The organism is Mucilaginibacter sp. GW821-FHT07G05 (assembly GCF_059418565.1).
In genome coordinates this window covers 216007-240730 of sequence record NZ_JBWKQC010000008.1, presented here as the reverse complement: position 1 = coordinate 240730, position 24724 = coordinate 216007, and the positions used below count along the sequence as shown (strand labels likewise).

22 protein-coding genes are annotated in these 24724 nt (G+C 44.1%); 9 read left to right on the top strand and 13 right to left on the bottom strand.

Annotated features, from left to right (window positions below; genetic code table 11):
- Positions 1–26 precede the first annotated feature (26 nt).
- The 4 genes from AC07NA_RS20045 to AC07NA_RS20030 form a co-directional block, all read right to left on the bottom strand.
- On the bottom strand, positions 27–608 hold the full coding sequence (locus tag AC07NA_RS20045; RefSeq protein ID WP_494899289.1) for a Crp/Fnr family transcriptional regulator: 582 nt from the start codon (positions 606–608) through the stop codon (positions 27–29).
- A 155-nt stretch (positions 609–763) separates the two neighbouring features.
- Positions 764–2341 (bottom strand): 2-oxoglutarate dehydrogenase complex dihydrolipoyllysine-residue succinyltransferase, encoded by a 1578-nt coding sequence (odhB, locus tag AC07NA_RS20040; RefSeq protein WP_494899288.1) that lies wholly within the window; start codon positions 2339–2341, stop codon positions 764–766.
- A 113-nt stretch (positions 2342–2454) separates the two neighbouring features.
- Positions 2455–5256 (bottom strand): 2-oxoglutarate dehydrogenase E1 component, encoded by a 2802-nt coding sequence (locus tag AC07NA_RS20035; protein ID WP_494899287.1) that lies wholly within the window; start codon positions 5254–5256, stop codon positions 2455–2457.
- Positions 5257–5529: 273 nt separating this feature from the next.
- A complete protein-coding gene (locus AC07NA_RS20030) occupies positions 5530–6231 on the bottom strand; it encodes a hypothetical protein (RefSeq protein WP_494899286.1) in 702 nt (233 codons plus the stop codon).
- A gap of 237 nt (positions 6232–6468) precedes the next feature.
- On the opposite strand from AC07NA_RS20030, the gene AC07NA_RS20025 reads away from it, so the two are divergent.
- The 3 genes from AC07NA_RS20025 (at position 6469) to AC07NA_RS20015 (ending at position 9651) form a co-directional block, all read left to right on the top strand.
- A complete protein-coding gene (locus AC07NA_RS20025; protein WP_494899285.1) occupies positions 6469–7167 on the top strand; it encodes a 3-keto-disaccharide hydrolase in 699 nt (232 codons plus the stop codon).
- A gap of 86 nt (positions 7168–7253) precedes the next feature.
- Positions 7254–8987, top strand: coding sequence for a GMC oxidoreductase (locus tag AC07NA_RS20020; protein ID WP_494899284.1), 1734 nt, complete (start codon positions 7254–7256; stop codon positions 8985–8987).
- A gap of 16 nt (positions 8988–9003) precedes the next feature.
- Complete coding sequence (locus AC07NA_RS20015; RefSeq protein WP_494899283.1) at positions 9004–9651, top strand: gluconate 2-dehydrogenase subunit 3 family protein; 648 nt, start codon at positions 9004–9006, stop codon at positions 9649–9651.
- A 595-nt stretch (positions 9652–10246) separates the two neighbouring features.
- Here AC07NA_RS20015 and AC07NA_RS20010 read toward each other — a convergent pair.
- On the bottom strand, positions 10247–11551 hold the full coding sequence (locus tag AC07NA_RS20010; protein WP_494899282.1) for a DASH family cryptochrome: 1305 nt from the start codon (positions 11549–11551) through the stop codon (positions 10247–10249).
- Between the two features lie 46 nt (positions 11552–11597).
- Positions 11598–11828: a DUF2256 domain-containing protein gene (locus AC07NA_RS20005; RefSeq protein WP_494899281.1), complete on the bottom strand. Its 231-nt coding sequence runs from the start codon at positions 11826–11828 to the stop codon at positions 11598–11600.
- An 87-nt stretch (positions 11829–11915) separates the two neighbouring features.
- Between AC07NA_RS20005 and AC07NA_RS20000 the strand changes: the two genes are divergently transcribed.
- The 4 genes from AC07NA_RS20000 to AC07NA_RS19985 all read left to right on the top strand — a co-directional run bounded on the left by AC07NA_RS20000 (position 11916) and on the right by AC07NA_RS19985 (position 15491).
- On the top strand, positions 11916–12569 hold the full coding sequence (locus tag AC07NA_RS20000; RefSeq protein ID WP_494899280.1) for a TetR family transcriptional regulator C-terminal domain-containing protein: 654 nt from the start codon (positions 11916–11918) through the stop codon (positions 12567–12569).
- Between the two features lie 190 nt (positions 12570–12759).
- Entirely contained in the window at positions 12760–14082 is a 1323-nt protein-coding gene (locus AC07NA_RS19995) for an ABC1 kinase family protein (RefSeq protein WP_494899279.1), read from the top strand.
- 64 nt (positions 14083–14146) lie between these two features.
- On the top strand, positions 14147–15142 hold the full coding sequence (locus AC07NA_RS19990) for a hypothetical protein (RefSeq protein WP_494899278.1): 996 nt from the start codon (positions 14147–14149) through the stop codon (positions 15140–15142).
- A 16-nt stretch (positions 15143–15158) separates the two neighbouring features.
- On the top strand, positions 15159–15491 hold the full coding sequence (locus tag AC07NA_RS19985) for a Dabb family protein (RefSeq protein ID WP_494899277.1): 333 nt from the start codon (positions 15159–15161) through the stop codon (positions 15489–15491).
- A gap of 51 nt (positions 15492–15542) precedes the next feature.
- Here the strand turns inward: AC07NA_RS19985 and AC07NA_RS19980 are convergent, their stop codons facing one another.
- From AC07NA_RS19980 to AC07NA_RS19965, 4 genes are all read right to left on the bottom strand, one after another.
- The gene (locus AC07NA_RS19980; protein ID WP_494899276.1) at positions 15543–16211 is read right to left on the bottom strand and encodes a MarC family protein; all 669 of its coding nucleotides are present in this window, start codon (positions 16209–16211) and stop codon (positions 15543–15545) included.
- Between the two features lie 112 nt (positions 16212–16323).
- Positions 16324–17010, bottom strand: a complete 687-nt coding sequence (locus tag AC07NA_RS19975; protein WP_494899275.1) for an ATP-dependent Clp protease proteolytic subunit — start codon at positions 17008–17010, stop codon at positions 16324–16326.
- Between the two features lie 2 nt (positions 17011–17012).
- Positions 17013–17285 (bottom strand): hypothetical protein, encoded by a 273-nt coding sequence (locus tag AC07NA_RS19970; protein WP_494899274.1) that lies wholly within the window; start codon positions 17283–17285, stop codon positions 17013–17015.
- Complete coding sequence (locus AC07NA_RS19965; RefSeq protein WP_494899273.1) at positions 17266–17796, bottom strand: RNA polymerase sigma factor; 531 nt, start codon at positions 17794–17796, stop codon at positions 17266–17268. The genes AC07NA_RS19970 and AC07NA_RS19965 overlap by 20 nt, the downstream gene beginning before the upstream one ends.
- 413 nt (positions 17797–18209) lie before the next feature.
- Between AC07NA_RS19965 and AC07NA_RS19960 the strand changes: the two genes are divergently transcribed.
- On the top strand, positions 18210–19316 hold the full coding sequence (locus tag AC07NA_RS19960) for a hypothetical protein (RefSeq protein ID WP_494899272.1): 1107 nt from the start codon (positions 18210–18212) through the stop codon (positions 19314–19316).
- A gap of 93 nt (positions 19317–19409) precedes the next feature.
- Here AC07NA_RS19960 and AC07NA_RS19955 read toward each other — a convergent pair whose 3' ends face one another.
- Positions 19410–20582, bottom strand: coding sequence for a PepSY-associated TM helix domain-containing protein (locus tag AC07NA_RS19955; RefSeq protein ID WP_494899271.1), 1173 nt, complete (start codon positions 20580–20582; stop codon positions 19410–19412).
- Positions 20583–20584: 2 nt separating this feature from the next.
- Complete coding sequence (locus AC07NA_RS19950; RefSeq protein ID WP_494899270.1) at positions 20585–22987, bottom strand: TonB-dependent receptor; 2403 nt, start codon at positions 22985–22987, stop codon at positions 20585–20587.
- Positions 22988–23139: 152 nt separating this feature from the next.
- Here AC07NA_RS19950 and AC07NA_RS19945 point away from each other — a divergent pair, with 152 nt between their 5' ends.
- Positions 23140–23763: a class I SAM-dependent methyltransferase gene (locus AC07NA_RS19945; protein ID WP_494899269.1), complete on the top strand. Its 624-nt coding sequence runs from the start codon at positions 23140–23142 to the stop codon at positions 23761–23763.
- 181 nt (positions 23764–23944) lie between these two features.
- On the opposite strand, the gene AC07NA_RS19940 is transcribed toward AC07NA_RS19945, so the two are convergent.
- On the bottom strand, positions 23945–24670 hold the full coding sequence (locus AC07NA_RS19940; RefSeq protein WP_494899268.1) for a hypothetical protein: 726 nt from the start codon (positions 24668–24670) through the stop codon (positions 23945–23947).
- Between the last annotated feature and the right edge of the window lie 54 nt (positions 24671–24724).

The following is a 24724-nucleotide window of genomic DNA, read 5'->3' as shown; positions in this document are numbered from 1 at the left end:
AAGCCTTTCGGAGCAATCCGGAAGGTTTACTTGTGTTTAGTAAAATCTTTCCTGATGCGGCTCAAGGTTTCGCGGGATATACCTAAATAGGAAGCGACCATGTGTAATGGCACTTTGTTAAATATACTTGGGTAGGTTTTCTGAAATTCAAGATATTTCTCTTCTGCCGAACTGCTGATCAACGAGTAGATACGCCGCTGGCTGGTTTCGTAGCCATTGGCTAAAAGACGCTCGTAGAATAATTTAAGCGCGGGGATAGTCGCCATTAATTCCAGCCATTTTTCTTTGGTCCAGATGATGACGGTACTTGCCGCTAATGCTTCAATATTATACTCGGATGGTGTTTCGTGATTAAAGCTTTCCTGGTCGCTTATCCACCAATTCTCCACACCAAAGCGTAGAGTATGGTCGGTGCCATCCTTGCCGAAGCGGTACAACCGGAAACAGCCATTGGTGATAAAGCAGGTGATCTTCCATACTTCGCCATCGTGGAGGATCGATTGCCATTTTCGCAGGTTTTTTTCGGTACTTGCCGCGCGGATCACTTCCAGCTCTTCATCTGAAATATCAACCCATCCGCGTAAGTACTTTTCAAAAACCTCAAACATATCCAAGCAAATCTAATCAAATAGGGCGACTAATTTAATGACGCAAATTGCCCAGGAGAGGCGCGGCGATATTAATCCGTATTATAAACCCCTCCAAAACAAAACAGGCTGTCATTTAAAAATAACAGCCTGTTTCGATATTCAGTTAGCGTTAATTATACGCCTAATAATAACCTTGTAGGGTCTTCCAGCAGTTGTTTAACACGTACCAGGAAGCTTACAGATTCGCGGCCGTCAATGATGCGGTGATCGTATGACAGGGCTACGTACATCATCGGGCGGATAACCACTTGTCCGTTTACGGCAACCGGGCGCTCAATAATGTTGTGCATACCTAATATGGCCGATTGCGGCGCGTTGATGATAGGGGTTGACATCATTGAACCGAATACACCACCATTGGTAATGGTGAATGTACCGCCGCTCATTTCGTCGATGCCTAATTTACCATCGCGGGCACGTACCGCCAGGCGTACTACTTCTTTCTCAATTTCGGCCAGGCTAAGGGTATCGGCATTGCGAATCACCGGAACCACCAAGCCTTTAGGGGCTGATACTGCTATTGAAATATCGGCATAGTTGCTGTAAACTACCTCTTCACCATCAATACGGGCACCTACGGCAGGCCACTCTTTAAGGGCTTCAGTAACTGCTTTGGTAAAGAACGACATGAAGCCTAAGCCTACACCATGTTTCTCTTTAAATTTATCTTTGTACTTAGAACGCACCTCCATTATCGGCGACATATCTACCTCGTTAAAGGTAGTAAGCATGGCGGTTTCGTTTTTAACGGCAACCAAACGCTTGGCCACTGTTTTACGTAACGACGACATTTTTTCGCGACGCTCGCCACGTTCGCCTGCTTTTGCAGGGGCGGCAGCAGGAGCCGATGCAGCGGCCGGTTTGGCAACAGGCGCAGGCGTTGCAGCAGGTTTTTGTGCGTTAATGGCATCCTCTTTAGTGATGCGGCCATCAACACCGCTACCGGCTACGCCTTTAGCGTCAACACCTTTTTCGGCTAATATTTTGGCTGCGGCAGGCGATGGAGTACCCGACGCGTAAGTTTTTTCTTTTGATACCTCGGCAGTTGCGGCCGGGGCAGCAGTTGGCGCCGCGGCAGGTTGTGCAGCAGGTGCAGCACCGCTGCCTGATATGCTGGCTACTAAAGCGCCAATAGGCAATACATCACCTTCGTTAGCCAGGGTTTTTAATGTACCGGCTTGCTCGGCAGTAAGTTCAAAGGTAGCTTTGTCTGATTCAAGTTCGGCAATGGCTTCGTCCATAGTAACGGCTTCGCCATCTTTTTTGATCCAGCGCGAAAGGGTTACTTCGGTAATTGATTCGCCCACGGCAGGTACTTTAATTTCTAAAGTGCTACCTGTAGCGGCGGCCGGTGCAGGTGCTGCTTCGGCAACCTGTGCAGGGGCAGATGGTGCAGACTCGTCGGCTTTATCAGCTTCAACTGCCGGTGCGGCTTCTTTAGCAGGTTCAGCAGCGCCGCCATCTTCAATGCTGGCAACTACAGCGCCTATAGCTAAAGTATCACCTTCAGCAGCTATTGTTTTTAAAGTTCCGGCTTTTTCGGCAGTAAGCTCAAAGGTGGCTTTGTCTGATTCTAACTCGGCAATTACTTCGTCCATGGCTACCTGGTCGCCATCTTTTTTGATCCAGCTCGACAGGGTTACTTCGGTAATTGATTCGCCTACCGGCGGAACTTTTATTTCTAAACTCATAGTATGTTAGTTGTAGTGTTCTCTTTTTATCTGGTTCGTGTGGTGTGGTTCGAGGTTCCTGTAAGGGCATGTTTGTCCTCACCCGAACCTCGAACCCCGTTACCCGCCACTGATCAATCTGCGCCGGCTTCGGCCATTTTTTTGGTTGTTTTGTCTATAGTGGCTTTAACATCTTTGCTGCCTTGTGTTTCAAAAGCTTTGTTGATGATGTACAGTTGCTGCGCGGCGTGCTGTTTGGCATAACCGGTTGCGGTGCTGCTGCCCTCAATACGCGATATAATATCGAGCTTAACCACCGTATCGTTATGGAACTTACGGCAAATGTATGGCCAGGCACCCATGTTTTCAGGCTCTTCCTGTACCCATATAAACTCTTTGGCTTTGTTGTATTTAGCCTTAACCTTTAATATCTGGTGTACCGGGGTTGGGTATAGCTGTTCTACACGTACAATGGCTACATCCTTACGTTTGTCTGTTTGTTGTTTCTCAAGCAGATCGTAATATACTTTACCGGTACATAGCAATACACGTTTTACCTTTTTAACATCGGCGTAGTTATCATCAATCAGTTCCTGGAATTTGCCTTTGGTAAAGTCTTCCAGCGGTGATGAACATTTAGGATTACGCAATAAGCTCTTCGGTGTAAAGATGATGAGCGGTTTGCGGAAATCGCGTTTCATCTGACGGCGTAAAATATGGAAGAAGTTGGCCGGGGTGGTACAGTTAGCCACCTGGATGTTATTATCGGCACAAAGCTCCATAAAGCGCTCCACACGGGCCGATGAGTGCTCCGGTCCCTGACCTTCGTAACCATGCGGCAACAACATTACCAAACCATTACCACGCTGCCATTTTGTTTCGGCACTGGCAATGTACTGGTCAATAATGATCTGCGCGCCGTTAAAGAAGTCGCCAAACTGGGCTTCCCATATCGTTAACGCGTTAGGGTTGGCAAGGGCATAGCCGTACTCAAAACCTAACACACCATACTCAGATAACAAGGAGTTGTAAATATTAAACTCTGCTTTGGCACCAAGGGTGGTAAGCGGGGTATACTCATCTTCAGATTCGGCCAGTGTTAACACCGCGTGCCTGTGCGAAAAAGTACCGCGTTTAACATCCTCACCGCTTAACCTTACCGGGTGCTCATCTTTCAACAAGCTACCGTAGGCCAAAAGCTCACCCATTGCCCAATCGAACACGTGGGTTTCGGTTACCATTTTATTGCGGTCTTCAAACAGTTTTTCAATTTTTTTGAAGAACACTTTATCTTTTGGCAGTTCGGTTAATTTACGGCCTATCTCCAGCAGTTCCTCTTCAGGTACCGAGGTATCGATAGGTACGTGCAATTCCCTGTCTGATGCCAGGTGAAGCCCTTCCCAGGCACCGGCAAACATCGGGATAGTATCTGTAAACCTATCCTGCGCTTTTACTTCGTTCAGCTGACCTTGTAACAGGTCGCGGAATTTCTTTTCGGCATCTTTGGCAAATTGCTCGGTAACGCTACCTTCAGCGATCAGCTTTTTCAAATACACCTCGCGCGGGTTAGGGTGCGCCTCAATGGCTTTGTATAATACAGGCTGGGTGAACTTAGGCTCATCAGCCTCGTTATGGCCATAACGGCGATAGCAAAGTATGTCGATAAATACGTCGTCGTGGAAAATCTGGCGGTATTCCATGGCCATGTTGATCACGTAGGCCAGGGCCTCAACATCATCACCATTAACGTGGAAAACCGGCGAAAGCACTGTTTTGGCCACATCAGTACAATAAGTACTTGAACGGGCATCTTTAAAGTTGGTGGTAAAGCCTATCTGGTTGTTAATAACAATGTGGATAGTACCACCGGTGCGGTAACCATCAAGCTTTTCCATTTGCAATACCTCGTACACAATACCCTGGCCGGCTATTGAGGCATCACCATGTATTAATATAGGAGCTATTTTGGTATGGTCGCCCTTGTATTTAAAGTCGATTTTTGAACGGGTTAGGCCTTCTACAACCGGGTCAACCGCCTCTAAGTGCGATGGGTTAGGACAAAGGCTTAAGTGTACCTTTTTACCGTTGGCTGCCGATACGTCGGTTGAAAAACCAAGGTGATACTTTACGTCGCCGCCAAATGGAGAGTCAGAATCATAGTTCTTCCCTTCAAACTCCGAGAAGATCTCTTTGTAAGTTTTCTCCATGATGTTGGCCAGCACGTTCAAACGGCCGCGGTGCGCCATACCGATGATAAACTCTTCGATACCTAACTGCGCGCCTTTTTGTATAACCGAATCAAGCGCTGGTATCATCGCCTCGGCACCTTCTAACGAAAAGCGTTTCTGGCCCAGGAATTTGGTGCCCAAAAAGTTTTCGAAGATAACCGCCTGGCTAAGTTTGTTCAGCATCAGCTTTTTATCGTCAACAGAAAATGCAGGCTTGTTGCGCTGCTTCTCCATACGATCTTCAAACCATTTGATTTTGATAGGGTTGCGAATATACCTGTACTCGGCGCCAATGGTACCGCAATAAGTTTCTTCAAGCAACAGGTGAATGTCGCGCAGCTTTGCCGGGCCTAAGCCTACCTCAACACCCGCGTTAAAGGTGGTGTCCAAATCAGCTTCGCTCAATCCAAAAGTATCCAGTTCTTTGCCCGGAAAGTACTTGCGGCGCTCGCGTACAGGGTTGGTTTTCGAAAATAGGTGCCCGCGGTGGCGGTACCCGTCTATCATGTTGAGTACGTTGATCTCCTTCAAAAAATGCTCAGGAGTTTCTGCACTTACTGCCGGGGCTTCAGATCCTCTACCGAAGTCGAACCCCTCAAAAAATTTTTGCCACCCAAAATCTACCGATTCAGGGTCTTGTTTATATGTTTCGTATAAAGAATCAATATAGGCTGCGTTTCCGCTATTTATATAATCCAGGCCACTCATTTAATTATAGTCTTTAAAACAGTGCAAAAGTAAACATATCGTATTACAAACCTTAAAATTAATTTGTAAATCATCTGTTTAACCTAACATATTACGGTCATTTATGATTTAGCTTAAATTTTATTCTTTCAGATAATGTATCACTATACTTTAACCCAACGGGGAGGAGTTTATTATAATGGTTGAAGATGATTACGGTTAGCCAATAAAATCACCCGGCTACCCGAACCTCAATCATCAAACCTGAACCACCCGAACCTCGCCACTCTTTTATTATTCCCAGTCTGCTTTATCGGGGTACATCCTTTTGTGTTTAAAATCTTCGAAACTGTTATAAAATTCGGTCTTGGGATAATTGTCTGCTTCTTTTTCTCCTCGCCATGTTAAATGCACAACAGCAAATTCTTTATCAGAGTGTTGTTTTCTGGTTACGAATAATACATCATCATTTCTTGAATCGGTGCATAATGCAGCCACGTCAAAGCCAGATAAAATATGATTGTTTGTCTTTACGTTAAAAAGCCCAAAGAATGTACTCTCACCATCTGTGCCTAATTCGGCCTTTAGCTCGTGTTCAAATGCAATCTTTTGTTCAATTGAGATTGCCTCCCATGGTTTTTCCACAAAAAACTCCGCGGTGGGCCGGAGAAAAAAATCTTCAATTACATGCCTGTCTACGCCGGCAATATCAATTCGTTTTGGCTCACTTTGCAATTGCTGAACATCATCAATAGCGATGCCGCCTACCGCGAAAAGGAAATAGCCATTATCAAGCCGGATATTAAAGTTTAGGGCAAGCCATTTTGAATAATTGGGTTTCCGTGTCGAGTTGAATTTCCAAACAGCTTTCTGAATATTGTTGTAGTAATCTTCCGTAGGCAAAAACTCTCCGTATAAACATCCCATGCTTTCATCTCCTAAATGTAATTCTGTAGTGCCTATGCACATTTCATGTGAAAATATTTTTGCTCGCATTTTCTTTTAGGTAATTATCGATACATATATAATATAAATCACCGGAACCACAAACCTGATTTCCGTAACCCAACCACCCGAACCTGAAACCCCGAACCCCGCCACTCATCTCCCCAAATAGTATCCATATTTTTACAAGGTGTTATACAATTAATATAGGGTGTAAATAAAAAAGCAATATATTTACCGGCACCTAAAATCATTAATCTTACATTTATTAGATATATATAATATAACATGAAAAAACTATTGTTAGGCATTCTTGCTTTTTCGGCTTCGGGTACGGTATTAGCACAGGCCCCCAATACTTTAACTGCTAAAGAAAAAAAAGACGGCTGGGTATTATTGTTTGACGGCACCACCACTACAGGCTGGCATACTTATAACCAAACTACAGTTGGCGAATCATGGAAAGTTACTGACGGCGCGTTAACCCTTACCCCGGGTGCCGAAGGCCGTGGCGACCTTACTACCGATGGTGAATACGAAAACTACGAACTATCATTAGAGTGGAAAATAGCCGAAGGCGGTAACAGCGGTATTATTTTCGATGTACATGAAGATGCTAAATTTGGCGCATCGTACCTAACAGGTATTGAAATGCAGGTGCTTGACGATGTTAAAGCCGAAGATAACAAACAGCCAAACCACCTGGCCGGTTCATTATATGATATTATTGCCCCAACCCGTGCGGCTAATGCTGCCGGACAGTGGAATACAGTAAAGATTCGCCAAAAAGATGGCAAGCTTACTTTTTGGATGAACGGCAGCAAAGTAGTTAACGTTGGCCTTTGGGATGATAATTGGAAAAAACTGGTTGCTGGCAGCAAGTTTAAATCCTTCCCTGATTTTGCCACTTACAAAAAAGGCCGCGTAGCCTTGCAAGATCACGGCGCTACAGTATCCTATCGCAATATCAAGGTAAAACAATTATAAAATACTCAAAACCCTATGATGCCTTAAAAACACCATAGGGTTTTTCAATTATGCCCTTGCTTATAAAGGGAGATGGGGAGAGGTTTATGAGCGAATTTCAAATTAAAAAATCAACGGTTACGTATGATGCCATAGTTGTTGGCTCAGGTGCCGGAGGTGGCATGGCCGGTTATGTTTTGGCGCATGCAGGTTTAAAAATATTAATGCTGGAGGCCGGGCCGTTCTTTGATCCGGCAAAAAACTCATCGCAGTTGAAGTTCCCCTGGGAATCGCCACGAAGAGGGGCAGGCACAACAAGGCCATTCGGCGACTTCGACGCGGCCTTTGGCGGCTGGCAACTGGATGGCGAGCCCTACACTACCAAAAATGGCACGGAGTTTCAATGGTTCCGCTCGCGGATGCTGGGCGGACGAACCAACCACTGGGGACGGATCTCATTACGCATGGGGCCGCTTGATTTTAAACCCAAGGATGGCCTTACCGAACCATGGCCTTTCGCCTACAATGAAATAAAACCCTTTTACGATAAAGTTGACCGCCTGATTGGGGTGTTTGGTACGGTTGAAGGTTTAGAGAACGAACCCGACGGTATATTTTTACCGCCACCCAAGCCGCGCCTGAACGAACTGTTTATAAAGAAAGGCGCGCAGAAAGCCGGTGTAACCGTTATCCCGAGCCGTGGCTCGGTGTTAACAGAGGCGTTGCCGGGTAATAAAGACCGTGGCGCCTGCTTCTTTTGCGGACAATGCGGCCGCAGCTGTAAAATCTATGGTGATTTCTCGTCGTCATCGTGCCTGGTAATACCGGCTATGAAAACCGGCAACTTACAGGTAATATCAAACGCCATGGTGCGCGAGGTACTTACCGATAAGAACGGCTTGGCCACAGGCGTATCCTATATTAATAAGGAGGATATGCTGGAGTACCAGGTGAATGCCAAAATTGTAATATTAGGCGCCAGCGCCGGCGAATCGGCACGTTTGCTGCTCAATTCGAAATCACCGGCACACCCGGGTGGTTTGGCCAACAGTAGCGGTGTGGTAGGTAAATACCTGCATGATTCAACCGGGTCAAGCGGTGGCGGTTTTCTTCCGCAATTGCTTGATCGTAAACGTTACAATGAAGATGGTGTGGGTAGTATCCACATTTACTCGCCATGGTGGCTGGATAATAAAAAACTCGATTTCCCTCGCGGATACCATATTGAATACGGCGGCGGCATGCGTATGCCATCGTACGGGTTTACATCGGGTATGCATGAGATGAACGGTACTGTACCCGGTCGCGATGGTAAAATGAAAGAAGCAGGCGGATATGGTGCTTCGCTGAAGGATGACTATCGTCGTTTTTACGGCACCGGTGTTTGGATGGCCGGGCGTGGTACCGCTATTGCCCGCGAGGATAACTATTGCGAAATAGACCCCGAAGTGGTTGATAAATTCGGTATCCCGGTATTGCGTTTCCATTATAAGTGGGCACCCGATGAGGTGAAGCAAGCCAAACACATGCAGGAAACTTTTGCCGAAATTATGCACAACATGGGTGCTATCGGTTTTAAACCGCAAGGTGCCGATACCAATTACGGTCTGGAAGCTCCCGGCAAGATCATCCACGAAGTGGGTACCGTGCGTATGGGCGATAACCCTAAAAAATCGGCACTTAACAAATGGAGCCAGGCGCATGATTGCAAGAACCTTTTTGTGGTGGATGCCGCGCCGTTTGTGCAACAGGGCGATAAGAACGCTACATGGACCATTTTGGCCCTCTCAATGCGTACCGCCGAGTATATTTTAGAACAACGTAAGAAACTAAACGTATAACATAAATCAATTATTTATGAACAGACGTGATTCGTTAAAAGCTATAGGCTTCGGTACATTATCTACCGGTTTATTGCTCGAAGCCTGTAAAGGCAAGGAAGAAAAGAAAGTAGTAACGCCTGATACCACCGCATCGGTACCAAAGCCAGAGGAAACGGCCGACGAAACCCGCCAGCCCTGGGAAACCGAACGCGATAAGGCGCTTAACGCTCAAAAGTTTTTTACCGCTACCGAAATGGCAACTATAACGGTACTGGTAGATATTATTATACCTAAAGACGAAAAATCGGGCAGTGCTACTGATGCCAAGGTGCCCGAGTTTATAGAGTTTATAGTGAAGGATATGCCTGATCACCAGGTGCCATTGAGAGGTGGCCTGCGCTGGCTCGATCTGCAATGCCTGCGCCGTTATAACGCTACCTTTACCGAGTGCACATCGCACCAGCGTATTGAAATGATTGACCAGATCGCTTACCCTAAAAAAGCGAAATACGATATGCAGCAAGGCGTAGCCTTCTTCAACCGCATGCGCGACCTTACCGCCACCGGCTTTTTTACCAGCGAAATAGGTTATAAAGACATCGGCTACCTGGGCAACTCCCCAACCAAATGGACCGGCGTACCCGCCGACGTACTGAAACAGTACGGTATGGAGCACGCTTAGGAGTTTGAGTTGTGTGTTGTGTGTTGTGTGTTGTAAGTTGTGGGGAACAGGTTTGGGGTTTCAGTATCGGGGTTCCGGTATGTGTGTGAAAATATGAAACATGCTAAGACAAGTCCTCTCCTTTGGAGAGGATTTAGGTGAGGCTTAATGCATGAATGAAACTTTGACAACTTTTAAAAAGTTGTCAAAGTGGATTGCCACCACAGTCGCTATGGCTCCAGCCGAGTGACTTTATTACGCGGCCTCCAGCCGCTATTCCATTGCGTCAATTAGTAAGCTGAAAGCTTACGCCATGCTATGTCACGAGTTACGCTATGCTAAACTCGCGACAGTAGAGAGCAGAGACGCCCCTCACGTCAGCAAACAGCTTCGGGCGAAAGCGGGCAGAGCTACGGAGGCCAAGAGCAGACTGACGTTAATCACAACACAAGCTAAACCTAAGTAGAGATTGCTTCGTTCCTCGCAATGACGATGGTTTATGTAGGAAGTGCAGAATGCGACGCGATTGCTTCGTGCCTCGCAATGACAATTAGCTGTAAATTAGATTTTAATGCTGAAACCCCATACAACCTTCAACACACAACCTACAACCCAATCAAGCGGCGGTAGTTTCATTTACAGATAACCAGGTATCAATAAAAGCGCTTTTGGTTTCCAGCTCTTCGGCGGTGCGGGTAATGAAGTTGCGGTTATCGCGCGGATCGTTGCCTACGCCGGCTACAAAGGCCCAGTTGCCCCAATTGCTGGCGGGGGAGTAGTCTATCAGTTTTTCCTCGAAATAAATAGCGCCGCGTGTCCAGTCTACCTTAAGGTCGCGTACTAAATAGCCCGCTACAACCTGGCGACTATAATTGTTGATATAGCCGGTGGCGTTAAGTTCGTGCATGGCGGCATCAACGTAAGGTACGCCGGTATTGCCGGTTTGCCATTGCTTAAATAACTTGTCCTGATTAGTGCCTGTTTCAGGCGCCTCAGTCTTAAACCCTTCGGAATTGAAGAATTTACGGCCATGCTTTTTAAACATGAAACGGAAATAATCGCGCCAAAGCAATTCGGTGATCAATGGGTTATTGTGCGAGTTGCTGCGTTCGTGCTTAACCACTTCCCAATAAACCTGTCGTGGCGAAATGCAACCCAAGGCCAGCCATGGTGACAGTTTCGACGAAGCTTCGGCTACAATTTGTGGATTGCGGGCCGCTTTGCTGTTCAGCGGTTCCTTATTAGTTAAGTATTGGTTAAGGTATTGCAGGGCTATGGTTTCGCCGCCTGTAAACTGCATGGTAGCACGTGGGTCATCGTACGGAGCTTCCAAACCCAGATCCTGCAATGTGGGCAGTTCACCGGCATCTGTAATTTCCGGAGTGCTGATCTGCTCGGGCGTAGCCGCTACGGGGCGAACGTTGCTGTCGCGCTCTACTTTCTTTTTAAATACCGCGAAGCTGTCCGGGATATCCTTTATCGGGAAGGGAAGGTCTTCTTTATGGTATAACGTATGCCCGATGAAATGCTTAAGATTGAGCCTTGTTTTCCACAAGGCGGCTTCTACCTGTTCGGATATGGCAGTTTCTTCAAAAGCTACCTCACGGTGATGATATACCTCGTTAACCTGGTATTCGGCAGCCAATTGCGGGATAATTTCTACGGGATCGCCTGTGCGGATAATAAGCTCGGCACCAAGGGCACGCAGGTTATTACGCAGGTCGGCAACAGATTCGATAAGAAAACGGGTACGGAAACCGCCTGTTTTTAAACCGCCGGTTTCGGTTTGCTTAAAATAGAACGGATCGAAACAAAAAACCGGTAATACCTTATCAGCTTTGCGGGTGGCTTCTAACAATATTTCGTTATCATGAACCCGCAAATCATTTCTAAACCATACCAGAATAGTTCGTTCACTCATCGGTAACAGGGGAATTAACTTTTGTGCAGTTCAACAAAAATGCGATTTATTTATTTCTTCTGCATCGTTCGCTGCAATATTTGACATCCGCCCAACATTTAGCCCACTTTTTTCGCCAACTGAAAGGCTTGTTGCAAACTTCGCATATTTTATGCGGCAGGTTGTGCTTTGGAGTGTGTTTTGTGCTTGCTGATGTGATACTTGCGAATTTACTTAACTTTTTACAGATGCAGCCATGGCATTTTATTCTTTTATAAAATTGGCTGTAATATAGCACTGCATCAGTCGTTTAATTATATACAGGTATGACAATTACATTGATTAATAAGTAGTAATTTTATATTGTATTTTTAAACCAAAAGCTATGGCTACCATTGAAAGCATACAAGCAGCATATATAGATCATGTGTTAACCGAAGGTGAGCAACCCAAATCGGTTTACGTTTTTGCCAAAAAGAATGAGCTTACCGAAGAAGAATTTTACCGCTATTTCGGTTCGTTCGACGCGGTGGAGCAAAATATATGGGCCGATTTCGCGAAGAAAACCCTTACCGAAATAAAAGGCCAGGAAGTATGGGCGCAATACAGCGCGCGCGAAAAAGCATTATCCTTCTTTTACGGTTTCTTTGAGTTGCTGAAAAGCAGCCGCAGCTTCGCGGTATATAGTCTTAAAAAGCAGCCAAGGGGTTTTAGTACCCCTGAAGTTTTTGAACCGCTGAAAAACATATTCGAGAATTTTGCAGGCGAAATACTGAACGAAGGTTTAGAAAGCGGCGAACTATCCGACCGTAAGTTTTTTGCCAAACGCTACAAAGACGCCCTTTGGGTACAGTTTGGTTTTGTGCTTAACTTTTGGGTGAAAGATAACTCGGCCGGGTTCGAGAAAACCGACGAAGCCATTGAAAAAGGCGTAAACGTAACGTTCGACCTGTTTCAACGCACCCCTATCGATAACCTGATAGATTACGGCAAGTTCCTGTACAAAACAGGCAACATTAAAGAGAAAATGGGCTTTTAGTTTAGTGAGTGATTTAGTGAGTGGTGAATGAGGGATATCGTTAGTGGCTATTGGTGAGTTGTGAATAAAGCAACCCACTTGTCATTACGAGGAACGAAGCAATCTCGTCGCTTGTCTAATCAACTATTAATTCTAAGTACACAAAAATCCCAAGCCTTTATTACGATTGCCATATCCTGATTTTAAACACATGAGTGATACCCCTAAAGAACAAAATAGTATACCCACCAGTAAAGTTGAACGCTCGGCCAAGTTTGTAAAAACGGGCTTTAAAATTGGCGGCAACTATATTAAGCACTATTCAAAAAAACTGTTCAATCCCGAAATGGATAAAACAGAGCTGAACGAGGATAACGCGGCTGATATATATCAATCATTAAGCGAACTGAAAGGCAGCGCCCTTAAGGTGGCGCAAATGCTCAGCATGGATAAGAACCTGCTGCCGCAGGCTTATGTTGATAAGTTCTCGCAATCGCAATATAATGCCCCGCCGCTATCCGGACCGCTGATCGTGCAAACCTTCCGCAAGCTGTTTAGCAAAACGCCCGATCAGATCTACGATAAATTTAACCTGCGCTCCACCAATGCCGCCTCGATAGGGCAGGTGCACCAGGCCGAACTGAACGGTAAAAAACTGGCAGTTAAAATTCAGTATCCGGGTGTGGGCGATTCCATATCATCCGACCTGAAACTGGTTAAGCCTTTCGCTTTTCGCTTGCTGGGTATGAGCGAAAAGGAGTTGGATATTTATATGCGCGAAGTAGAAGAGCGCCTGCTGGAAGAAACCGATTACGAGCTGGAAGTACGCCGGTCTATCGAGTTTTCTACCGCTTGTTCTATTTTAGATAATGTTGTGTTCCCAATCTATTACCCCGAACTTTCGGGCAAGCGCGTTATTACTATGGACTGGCTGGAAGGTAAACACCTGCGCGAGTTTTTGAATACCAATCCATCGCAGGAGTTGCGCAATACGATAGGGCAGGCGCTGTGGGATTTTTATAATTACCAGCAGCACGAAATGCGCGCCGTACATGCCGATCCGCATCCCGGTAATTTTATGATAACGCCCGATGGCAAATTAGGCGTGATTGATTTTGGCTGTATTAAAGAGATGCCCGAAGAGTTTTATACGCCTTTCTTCTCGCTTACCTCAACCAATTTATTGGATAATAAGGAGGAAACCATCAAGGCTTTCCGCCTGCTGGAAATGATACTGCCTAACGATACCCCGGCGCAGGTAGAGTTTTATTATGGTATGTATAAGCAGATGATCGGCCTATTCGCGATGCCGTATATTAATGAAACGTTCGATTTTAGCCAGTCGGAGTTTTTTGACGAGCTATACCGTTACGGCGAAAAAATATCAAAGATGCCCGAGTTTAAACAAGCCCGCGGCGTTAAGCATTTCATTTATGTTAACCGCACCAATTTCGGGTTATACAACATATTGCACGAACTGAAAGCCGAAGTGCGTACCAATACTTACAAACCGCACGTGGTGTTGGAGTATTAAATATAAGAATTTTCATTTGTTAAGAAGAATAGTTATTTTGTGTCATTAAACCTAAAACAATATCATGATGCAAGAAACTACAACAGCATTAGCTAAAAATGATGCATTTGAAAACCAAACAATTGAACATTTTAAAACTTTATACTATCTTTTAAATGCAAAGCCTGATTCCCAGATTAGGGTGCTTGAAGGGAAAAAATCTGTAGAGCTAAGTGATTTTATTGATATCAATAATCGGATCATTACCAAATTAAGGAATCACCAATTAGAAACATCTATAACTTTGATAAGCTTGATTTGTGAAAAAGATGTTTTTAACTATGCAAATTGGTCAGAGTTTGAAATAAAAAATTGGGATTTGGAAAATGAAACGATTAGACATGTAAGCATATCATGGGATATTAATATTCAATTACCTACTTATAAACTTCCTCAACGCCATACCTTAAAACTGAAGATAGGTGATTCATTACCGCCTAAAGATATGTTCCAAATATTATTTAGTTCTGATGATGAAACGGAAATAATGGAAAACAGGGCAGATGCTGTGTGTAAGATAGATTTTATAAATCAAGTAATTGCTACAGAGTTACTGGATATTATAAATAAATGGTATGATGGCTTAAAAGATATTCCTAACACTTGGATGCATGACTTTTTAAAAAAACGTTACGAGGAAGTTTTATATCCTATTGATAAGCTTATGCCAGTCTTTCTTCCTTTTATTTTATTCTTGTTTTTTAGTCAAATACAAAATTTGGGTCTTTTTAAAGAACTTTCTTTGGATACATTATTGAGTTTAACTATTACTGTATTAGTTCTTTATTCTATAGGTAATTTGATTAGCAGATTCTGTATTAAGTATCTTTCAAAAAAAATAAACTCTATAAAACAGGTTAAGCCATTTGTAATAAGTAAGGGAGATAAAAATTATAAAGACAAAATAGAAAAAGAAAACAAGACTATTATAGGTCAAATTAAAATGAAACTTGTAATTACAATTCTATTATTGCCAATCACAGTCATTATTAAATTGGTATTAAAACATTTCGGGTTATAATAAACAACCAATTATCATGTTACTTAAAAACACTTTTACCCACCACGTACACTTTTGGTTAAAGAACCGTGGCGACCGCGAACTCCTTATTGAAGGTTTGCATGCTTTGGCACCCATTACCCATATTCGCGAATACCATGTGGGCATTCCTGCCGATACCTTTGGCGATGTGGTTGATCGCAGTTATGATGTATCGCTGCTGATATTATTTGATGATATCGACGCTCATAACGCTTACGATGCAGACCCTATCCACCAGGTATTTGTAGAGAAATACGCCAGGCCGCTTTGCGAAAAGATTGTAGTAACCGATAGCATAAACGCCTTAAACAACAAAATAGCTTATTGATATTGCATACTTACCCTGACTGAAACAGGTGTATAGAATTATCAGTCGGATTTATAAATGGAGTATGGTTGTCAGGCCGGAGAAGCCTATTTTTAAACCCACGCAAAATATCAGGAAAGCGGATATACGGTTCACTACCATCTCGCCGTTTTCGCCCAGGTAATGGATCAGTTTTTCGGTGTTGAGGTAAAAGATATATACCAGCACGCACATCGCGGTGATGGCCAAAATGATCGATAGCATATTCATATAATACTCTCGGCTGCCAAAAACGGTTACGTGGGCACCAAGTGTAAACAGTACCGATATAGTGCCCGCCCCCGTGGTGATAGGGAAGGTAATGGGGTAAAACAACCGATTGGCTATGCTTTTGAAAGGAACCACGGCGGGCTTTTCTACACCCTCTGCGGTGTCTTTTTTATCATCAGTTGACAAGAACTCCCAGCCCATCTTACAGATCATGATGCCCCCGCCAAGCTGTACGATAGGCATAGAAATGCCGAACAGCCTTAAAATATACTGCCCGGCAAACAGCGAGATAATGCAAATAAAGAAAGCGTAAATAGTGATCTTTTGTACGGCCACACGTTTATCCGCCGGGCAAAGGTGGGCCAGGTAAGGTGATACCATAAATGCCGAGCCGATAGGATTGATCACCGGGAACAGGGCGATCATGCCTAAGAAGATAAGATTGATGAAAGAGTTATCTATTTGAAACATATACAGCTACATTTACCTGCCGGTAATGGTGAAGATAATGAAAAAGCAATATAATAAGCTCATTATCTTCGACCACTTTTCTATCCGGGCCGGGTTTATGCAGGTAGCTGTGTTAATCTATATCTCCCAAAACCTCGTCGACCATGCCGTGTTGCTTTGCTTCGGGGCCTGTCATCCAGTAGTCGCGGTCAGATGCTTTGTGCACCCAATCGTACGTTTGTCCGCTATGTTTAGCGATGATCTTATAGAGATCCTGCTTTACTTTTATCACCTGCTGCGCTGTAATTTCAATATCTGCCGAAACGCCCTGCACACCACCCGAAGGCTGGTGGATCATCACGCGAGAATGCTGTAAGGCGGCTCGCTTACCGGCCTTACCCGCGCAAAGTAAAATAGCGCTCATAGAGCAGGCCATGCCAATACAAATGGTGCCCACATCAGGTGTGATCAATTGCATGGTATCATAAATCCCCATCCCTGAATATACATCGCCACCCGGCGAATTGATATACAACTGGATGTCTTTCTTAGCATCTACCGATTGCAAAAAAAGCAGCTGTGCCTGTATGATGTTTGCCATTCTGTCGGCAACGGGTTCGCCTAAAAATATGATGCGGTCCATCATCAACCGCGAAAAAACGTCCATTTGCGCTATGTTCATCTGGCGCTCCTCTGTAATGTAAGGCGTCATGTTTTTGGGGATGTTTATTGCACGACCGATATAGCTATCCACATGCTGGCTGCCTATGCGATGATGTTTAACCGCGTATTTTCTAAATTCGTTATGATTGATATCCATTTTTAATGCTTTTTGAACAGGTTAACAATGCGCTGTATAAAATCCCGGTGTTGCGGTGCAGCGGTTAATTTTTGTTGTGCCGAAATAATCTCCGCCTTTATTTTTTGCCGGCCGTATTGCCTGATGGTTTCATGAGTGAGCCGCTGATGCGCTGTATCGCTTGCCAAATCATCATTTAATAACATGTTGGCTTCAAACAAAAGCTTGTCGGCGGCGGGCATATAACCTAAAAGGTAATCGTCGATCGTTTTAATGTTATTCAATGAAGTCCGCATAGGTTAATGATTTTTGTTTAACGGTTTCTCTTACTTTTTCGAGGCATTTATACTTCGCTACCGTTGCCGAGTGCGTGCCTGAGTAGCCGAAAAGGGTAGCCACATCACCAACCGGTAAATGATCGTAATAACAAGCCTTAAGCAGTTCCATACATTTTTTACCGGCGGTTTCGAGGTAGCGCATTATTTTGCCGGTGGCAGGTTGTTCATCGGTAATGGCTTCGGTGTCGAACCCGTTTAAAGGCTGGTTCTTGCTGCCGGTTTTATAATGCTGCAACCACAGCCTTTTAGCAATACCTAATAAATAAGCCTTTTCATTCAGTACGTTGGCCTGTGTTGACGCAACCTTTTCGTAATATATAACCAGCGTATCCTGAAAAATATCCTGCGCTTCTTCAAGGCTGCCGCCCATTCGGGCCACATAACGGGCAACGGGCGAAAAGGCCTTTTTATAAAGCGCCATAAAGAAAGCTTCACGCAGTTCAGCCGTTGATAATCTGTTGTTATTCATTGCTTATCATGAGTGTTTATTACTATGTGTAATATATGTACGAATTATCACCCATCAAATTGCAAAATATTTAAAAGGTGAATAAATCTGTTAAATAGATATAAGAAGTAATGGAGCCAAAATACCAACGACATTGACCGAATGGCAATTTAATTAACAGATGGAAAATAATTCAAAAAGTATTTGGCGGTTTAAAAGCAATAATTAACTTAGAGGCAACCAATTGCCTTATCAAATTCTTTGCACATGTTAACCTGCACCTTTCATAAAACCATTCAAAAATTAGCTAAAACATTTAAGCAATTTAATACCGCCTTCCTTTATCCATAGCATTCTACTGAATAGCGCCCATGCTTACCTATGCATGCGTTAGCTTAAATACACCAATTTATAAACCATTTATTTGAAAAGAAATGAAAAACAATCGTGTTATGAAAAACATGGCATTTATTGCCCTGCTCTTATTTGCCTTTGGCTGTAAAAAAGATGCCAAAGCACCACAATCTGCCGAAAAGGTTGGTAATAAGCCAACAGCCAAAACATCAAGCACCACTGTTGATGTACACATTGCTGCCCATTTCAGCAGCGGTGGTGTTGGCAGGCTATATGCCCGATATTTTCTCAATACCGCCAGCCCGGTAACCTTACCCTCAAGTACAGCCGACGCTCATGCTACCGGTATAAAAATAGCTGGTAATGACGTTTATATTTGCGGGTATGAATCGCCCTCTGGTTCCTGGCAGCCACGTTATTGGAAAAACGGCGTTGTGGTAAATTTACCGGCATTACCTAATTCATCGTCTAATCAAGTTAACAGCATTTTTATAGCCGGAACCGATGTATATGTAGTGGGTACGTCTACCATAACTCCTCCCGGTGGTTCGGCTATGGCACGTGCTGTGGTATGGAAAAACGGCGTATACACAATAATTGGCTCCGGTAGTTACAAAACTTATGCTACAGATATAACCGTTGTTGGCAGCGATGTGTATGTTGCAGGTAGCAAACAGTTACCAACCGGTTACAATACCGGCATATACTGGAAAAACGGTATAGAATATGGCTTAACCAGTAGTAATAATGTACATAGCGCGCGCATTGCAGTGGTAGGATCAGACGTATACATTGCCGGAACCGGAACAAATACACTCTACTTTTGGAAAAACGGTGTTATTGTTCCGCTAACCGGTGGCCCCGCTAATAATGGCCAAAGCAGCATTGGCCTCGCTGTTTCAGGTACTGATGTATATGTAAGTTGCGTGGGATATAATTCAACGGCTCCTTATTCAAGCTTTTTTATATGGAAAAATACCGGAAGCCCGGTATTAACTGTTAGCTCATCAGCTACCAATGGCAATGTGGATAGTACCCCCGGCAGCCTCGCGGTTTCAAGTACAGGTGATATATACGTATCGGGTCGTGATCAGTTCTTAGGTTGTTATTGGAAAAACGGCGTTAAAACTGTTCTTACCAATAGTGCTTACACTTATCCCTACGGCATAGCCCTTAAAGAGTACTAAGATATTATTTCAAAAGCTATTCAGCACGAATGAAAAAGGCTGTTCCCATATTACCGGGAGCAGCCTTTTTTGTAGATGTTAATATTAAGTGCTTTATGACGCATTTATAGAAACAGGTTTGTGGCGCACGCTGCGTTGCCGTGGCTTGCGTTTGTTATACCATATGATAAAACCGGTAACAGGTAACGAAGCGCAAATAAATGAAGCGATAAAAGCAAGTATTTTGGTAGGGATGCCCGAATAAGCGCCGGTGTGCAGGTCGTAATTCATACTTCTTATGTTTTCGCCGCCTTTTAAGTTTTCGTTTCCATACTTCAGTAAAAGCTTGCCGGTGTTACGGTCAAAATAATACCATTCAAACTCATGCGTACGTTTTTCTGCTAACCTTACCTGAACATCAAAAGGATCGGTCTTCTTCTCCCGGAAACGTATGGAAAAAGCATCGGCATCAGGGTAGCTGTTAAGCAAGCCGGCAACAGCGCTATCTATCGCGTTCCAATTGTAATTAGTGTTTGGTGTTGATTTGGGGATCTTCCGCTTTTTTACCACCTGCGCGCCGTTAGCCAGGTATTGTACAGAACTATCGGCCCAATCAAAAGCGAAAACCAACCCGGTGATACAAATAATGAGGGCCGGTATCAGAACATAAAAGCCAAGCACGGTATGCAGATCGTAATTGAACCTTTTTTTGCCGGTACCTTTTTTTATAAAGACTTTGGCTTTCAATGCTTTCTTTTTCCACTTGGCAGGCCACCATATCACCAGGCCGCTTAACAATATCACAAAAAAGCAGGCCACAGATACACCGGTGATCATGCCGCCTATATGTTCGCCCAAAAGCAGGTTGAGGTGTAAACTCAGCACCAATTGAAAAAACTCGTTGCGGGTCTCTTCAACATAAGCCACCTTGCCGCTTACCGGGTTAATGTAAACGCGGTAATAGTACTTGTAATAGTTCCAATGCCCAAACGCTTCGGCATTGGTTTTGGAGGCCCTGAAAATCCAGTTACGGTTGGTTGCAGGGTAAACCTCGCAACGGCTTATCTTGTATTTTTCACCAAGGGCGTTCTGCGCGTTGGCACGCAGAACGCTGAAGTTTTGCACCGGCTTGTTTTCAACCGGTCTGAAGTAGCGGTCGTGATAAAAGTATTCCTTTAGTTCGTCGGCAAAAACGTTGATGCAGCCCGTCACACTTACAATGATCACAACAATACCGGTGACCAGCCCTAACCACCTGTGCAGCCACAGAAACGCTTTTTTCGCCATATTTAAAAATTGTAGTAAAGATTCAGGTTAGCTGTTGCCCCATTGCCGCGAACATACTCGGCATCGATAGCACGATACTGGCTAACTACCGGATAGTAGGAATTATTGAACAGGTTCTCCACACCTAAGCCTGCCGAAAATTTACTGGTGAACTTATAGTTGGCTACAAAGTTGAACAAATTGATTGACTTTACAGGCCCTTCGCTGTTAGCATATAAACCGGTAGAACGTACATCGAAGCGGTCTCTGCTGCCGGTGTAAACCCAAAAAAGTTTCATATCAAGCTTGCTGTAAGGGCGGTAGCCAAGGTAACCGGTAGCCTTTGGCGGCGCTATACGCAAGCCATTCAGGTATACTTTTGTGCCGTTGGTTTGCTCTGATTTACCTTCTACATAGGCGTAGCTACCACCAACTGTCCATTGCGGACTAAGCAGCAGGTCGGCAGTAAGCTCATAACCATGTATGTTTTCGGGTTCGCGCTGTGCCACCAATACGCCATTGCCGTTATCAACTAAGTTGGCACCCAGGTTTGATTTACTGATATAGTAAGATGCCGTTAAATTCAATTTACCTATCGTGCTGCTGAAACCTGCCTCGTAGTTATTGGTAATAATAGGGTCGGTAGTAATACTTTCCAGCGTATTGCTCGTAGCGCTCCTTAATATCCGTCCAAGCTCATTAATGGCAAAGCCTTGCGAAAAGCTTACGAAAGGGTTAAATATTTCATATTTGTTGTAGCGCAAACCAGCATTAAAAGTAGTGGTTTTGTAAGGGATCTTACCGCCTGTTACCGCAATGCTGCCCTCGTTATTTGGCCCTTTGGCAATGGTGCTGTAGTCTTTCACCTTAACATTGGCATTTTCATAACGGATGCCCGCCTTCAAAATAAAGTTGGTTAACAGGTCGAGCTTCATTTGCGCGTACGGGGCCAGGTTAACCATGTTCATGTCGGGTATGTAAACACGGCCATCAGTAAGTATTTGGTCGGTACGGTCGTTTAACAGGTCGAGGCCGTAGGTTACTTCGCCATCACCTAAAGCGCCCATTGTCCATGGGGTATTCAAGGTAACACGTAAGCCTTTCTTGAACGATTGTATTTTAGTTTGACCCGGCCCGTACCATGCGCTTGCCTGTGCCACATAACGGTTCATGGATATAAAACCGTTGTAATAGCCCGAAAGATCAAGCGTGGTATTATATGGCAGCGCCTTGTTATGGTACGATACCAAAACATTATGGTTATAAGGCGTACCGGCCGGTTCGCCCGGGTCATCACCTTTTTGGCCAACTGACGGGTTAACGCCGTATTTGCCTATCACGTTCACATAATCGCTGTTTTGGGTGCTTCTGAAAAGGTTATATGAGGCGGTTACGTCGCTGTTATCATCAATGTGATAACCCAATTTAACAAAGGTATTGTAAAGCGCGTTTTCGCCAAGTCCGTCGGGTTGGGCGTTCACATTTCCTTTGGCGTCGCGCTGTACCCCGGTGTAATTGTACGTGCCATTCACCACATACGAAAAGCGGTTAATAGTACCCGCGAAAGATTGCGATACACGGTAGCCTAACGTATTGGCCGTGTTGGCGAGGTTGCCGCTCATGCCAATACTTGAGGTGCCCGAAAAAGTTTTATCAGTAGCAGGTTTTTTGGTAATGAAGTTGATAATACCGCCTGCCGAGCCGTTACCATAAATAGAGGTAGCGCCTTTGATCACCTCTATACGGTCAATCACTGCCGGGTCAAGCGTGCGGATATCGCGGCTGCCGTTCATTAACGGCGTTGATTGCGGGATTCCGTTTATCAGTACCAGTACCTGGCGTCCGCGCAGGGTTTGGCCCGAATTGGTGGCTTTGTTGGTGGCTGTACCTAAACCGGGTATAGTATTACCTAATATAGATGCTACAGAAGGATTTACATTGAGTTGCTCCCTTACCTGGCGGGCGTTTAATATACTCACCGATGAAGGTACTTCATTAATGCTCTCCGCTTTCCGCCCGGCGGTTACTACCACTTCTGATAAGGCATTGCCGCCTTGCAGTTCAAATGAAACTTCAACACTGCTATTGGCAACAAGTTCTACATTTTTAGTCACAGGCTGATAGCCAACCATACTAACGCTAACCTGGTGAACACCGGCTGTTAAGCCTTTAAATTCAAATTTGCCTTGTTCATCTGTACGGCCATTGGTACCGCCGGATACGCTAACTGTCGCGTAGGGCAAAGCGTGACCTTCGGAATCAGTTACCGAGCCATTAACAGCGGCGTTTCCGGCATTGGATGTTTGCGCCGATATAGTAAACGGAATAGCTAAAAATAAAATAAAAAGGGAGGCTGTAATTTGGAGTATTCTGCAATAAGTGCGCAAAACACCGCCTTTTTGAACGGCTAATTGATGAGATAGCATAAATTGTGGTATGAGTAAAGTTTTCGGCAAAGATATCTTATTTAGACCAAATATAAACAAGGTGATGTGATTTACCTTGCACTGCTCATTTAAGCGCTGAATGATGTTTATTTTCGTGCGAAATCATTTTAATAAAAACAGCATTTATAGATATGGCAGATACATGGACCAATAGGTGGAACGACCGTTACAGTGATAGCGAGTTTGCTTACGGAGAGCAGCCCAATAATTACTTAAAAGAGCAACTTGTGAAAATAGATCCGGGGAAAATTCTTTTCCCGGCAGAGGGGGAGGGAAGAAATGCCGTATTCGCCGCTCAACTTGGGTGGACAGCATATGCATTCGACATTAGCACGCAGGGGCAAAAGAAAGCAGAACAATTGGCTCAAAAAAATCAGGTAACTATCGACTACCGGGTAGGAGAGTTGGAGACATTGGGGTATAATGAAAATGAATTTGATGCCATCGCTTTGATATATGCCCATTTCCCGGCAGCTATAAAGTCGCGCATGCACATAACACTCAATAAATACCTGCGGAAGGGTGGTATGGTAATTTTCGAGGCATTTAGTAAAAAACATCTCCATTATTTGGCGCAAAACGAAAAAGTGGGTGGCCCTAAGGATCTTGATTCACTGTTTTCTATTGATGAAATAAAGGCCGATTTTAGTAATTATGACTTTATAGAATTGGAGGAAACCGAGATACTTCTTAACGAAGGCGCATACCATAACGGGCTTGGTTCTGTTATTCGTTTTGTAGCTTGTAAGAGGTGAAGTTGTCGCTGGGCCTTTTATTATATTCCGTGTCTCTTCCTGTAATATAGTTAACGCATTGAATTGAAAGTAACCCGGCATAACTTGAACCCGGTTAATATATTCTCTAAAAAGTTTTTAACCTTCTGGTGACCTGGCAGTAAGTGGTTTAAGCGGGAGCTATCTCATCTGTATATCTATTCTATTTATCTTGTTTTTTAGGCCACAGCTTGTCAAAAAGCGTATTAGTTGATTCAAAAAAGTTTTTGTTGAACATAGGTACAGCTATGGTGCCGGTTTTAACATCGTATATAAAAGGTATCGTACTATCTTCCCCATCGAACTTTTTGTCGCGGTTGGTATCTACCCTGGCACTGATAAGGATTTTACCTGTTTGGCGGGTAACTTTCCAATTGGTTACATGGTAGCCATCGGGCGAGATCTGCCTGAAATTCTTTCCTATTTTGTTTGATATAAACAGGTAGGATGGATCTTCAAGATTCAGCTTTCCGTCTTGATTATAATCTGCAACTTTCACATCGTAATAAATGAGCGTATCCTTATCAGTTATCGCATCCTCATCTAAAAAGCTGTACGACTCGATACTCATTTTACGGTCGGTACTAAGCAGGTGATACTCTTTTGTTTCCGTATTATAAAAGGAGATATTCCAGTAATTGTATCCTCCGGAACGTTTTGATGAAGAATATTCATCATACTCCGCTTGTTTTTCATCGAGCGAAAGCGGGTACATAACATATGCCGAACTATCAATTTGGATGCCTGCGGTATTAAAGGTTTTTACGGATAAACTGTCGGGTATAACCTCATCGTGTGAAGGCTGATCAGCCACATCAGATTCTTTTTTATCAACGCAGCTTGATAAGCAAAAGGTTATCAGGATAAAGCACAATGCAAAATTTCTCATAATGGATAAAGGTTTAGTATGGTGCAATTTAGCATTTAGAGGCGTCAAACAATC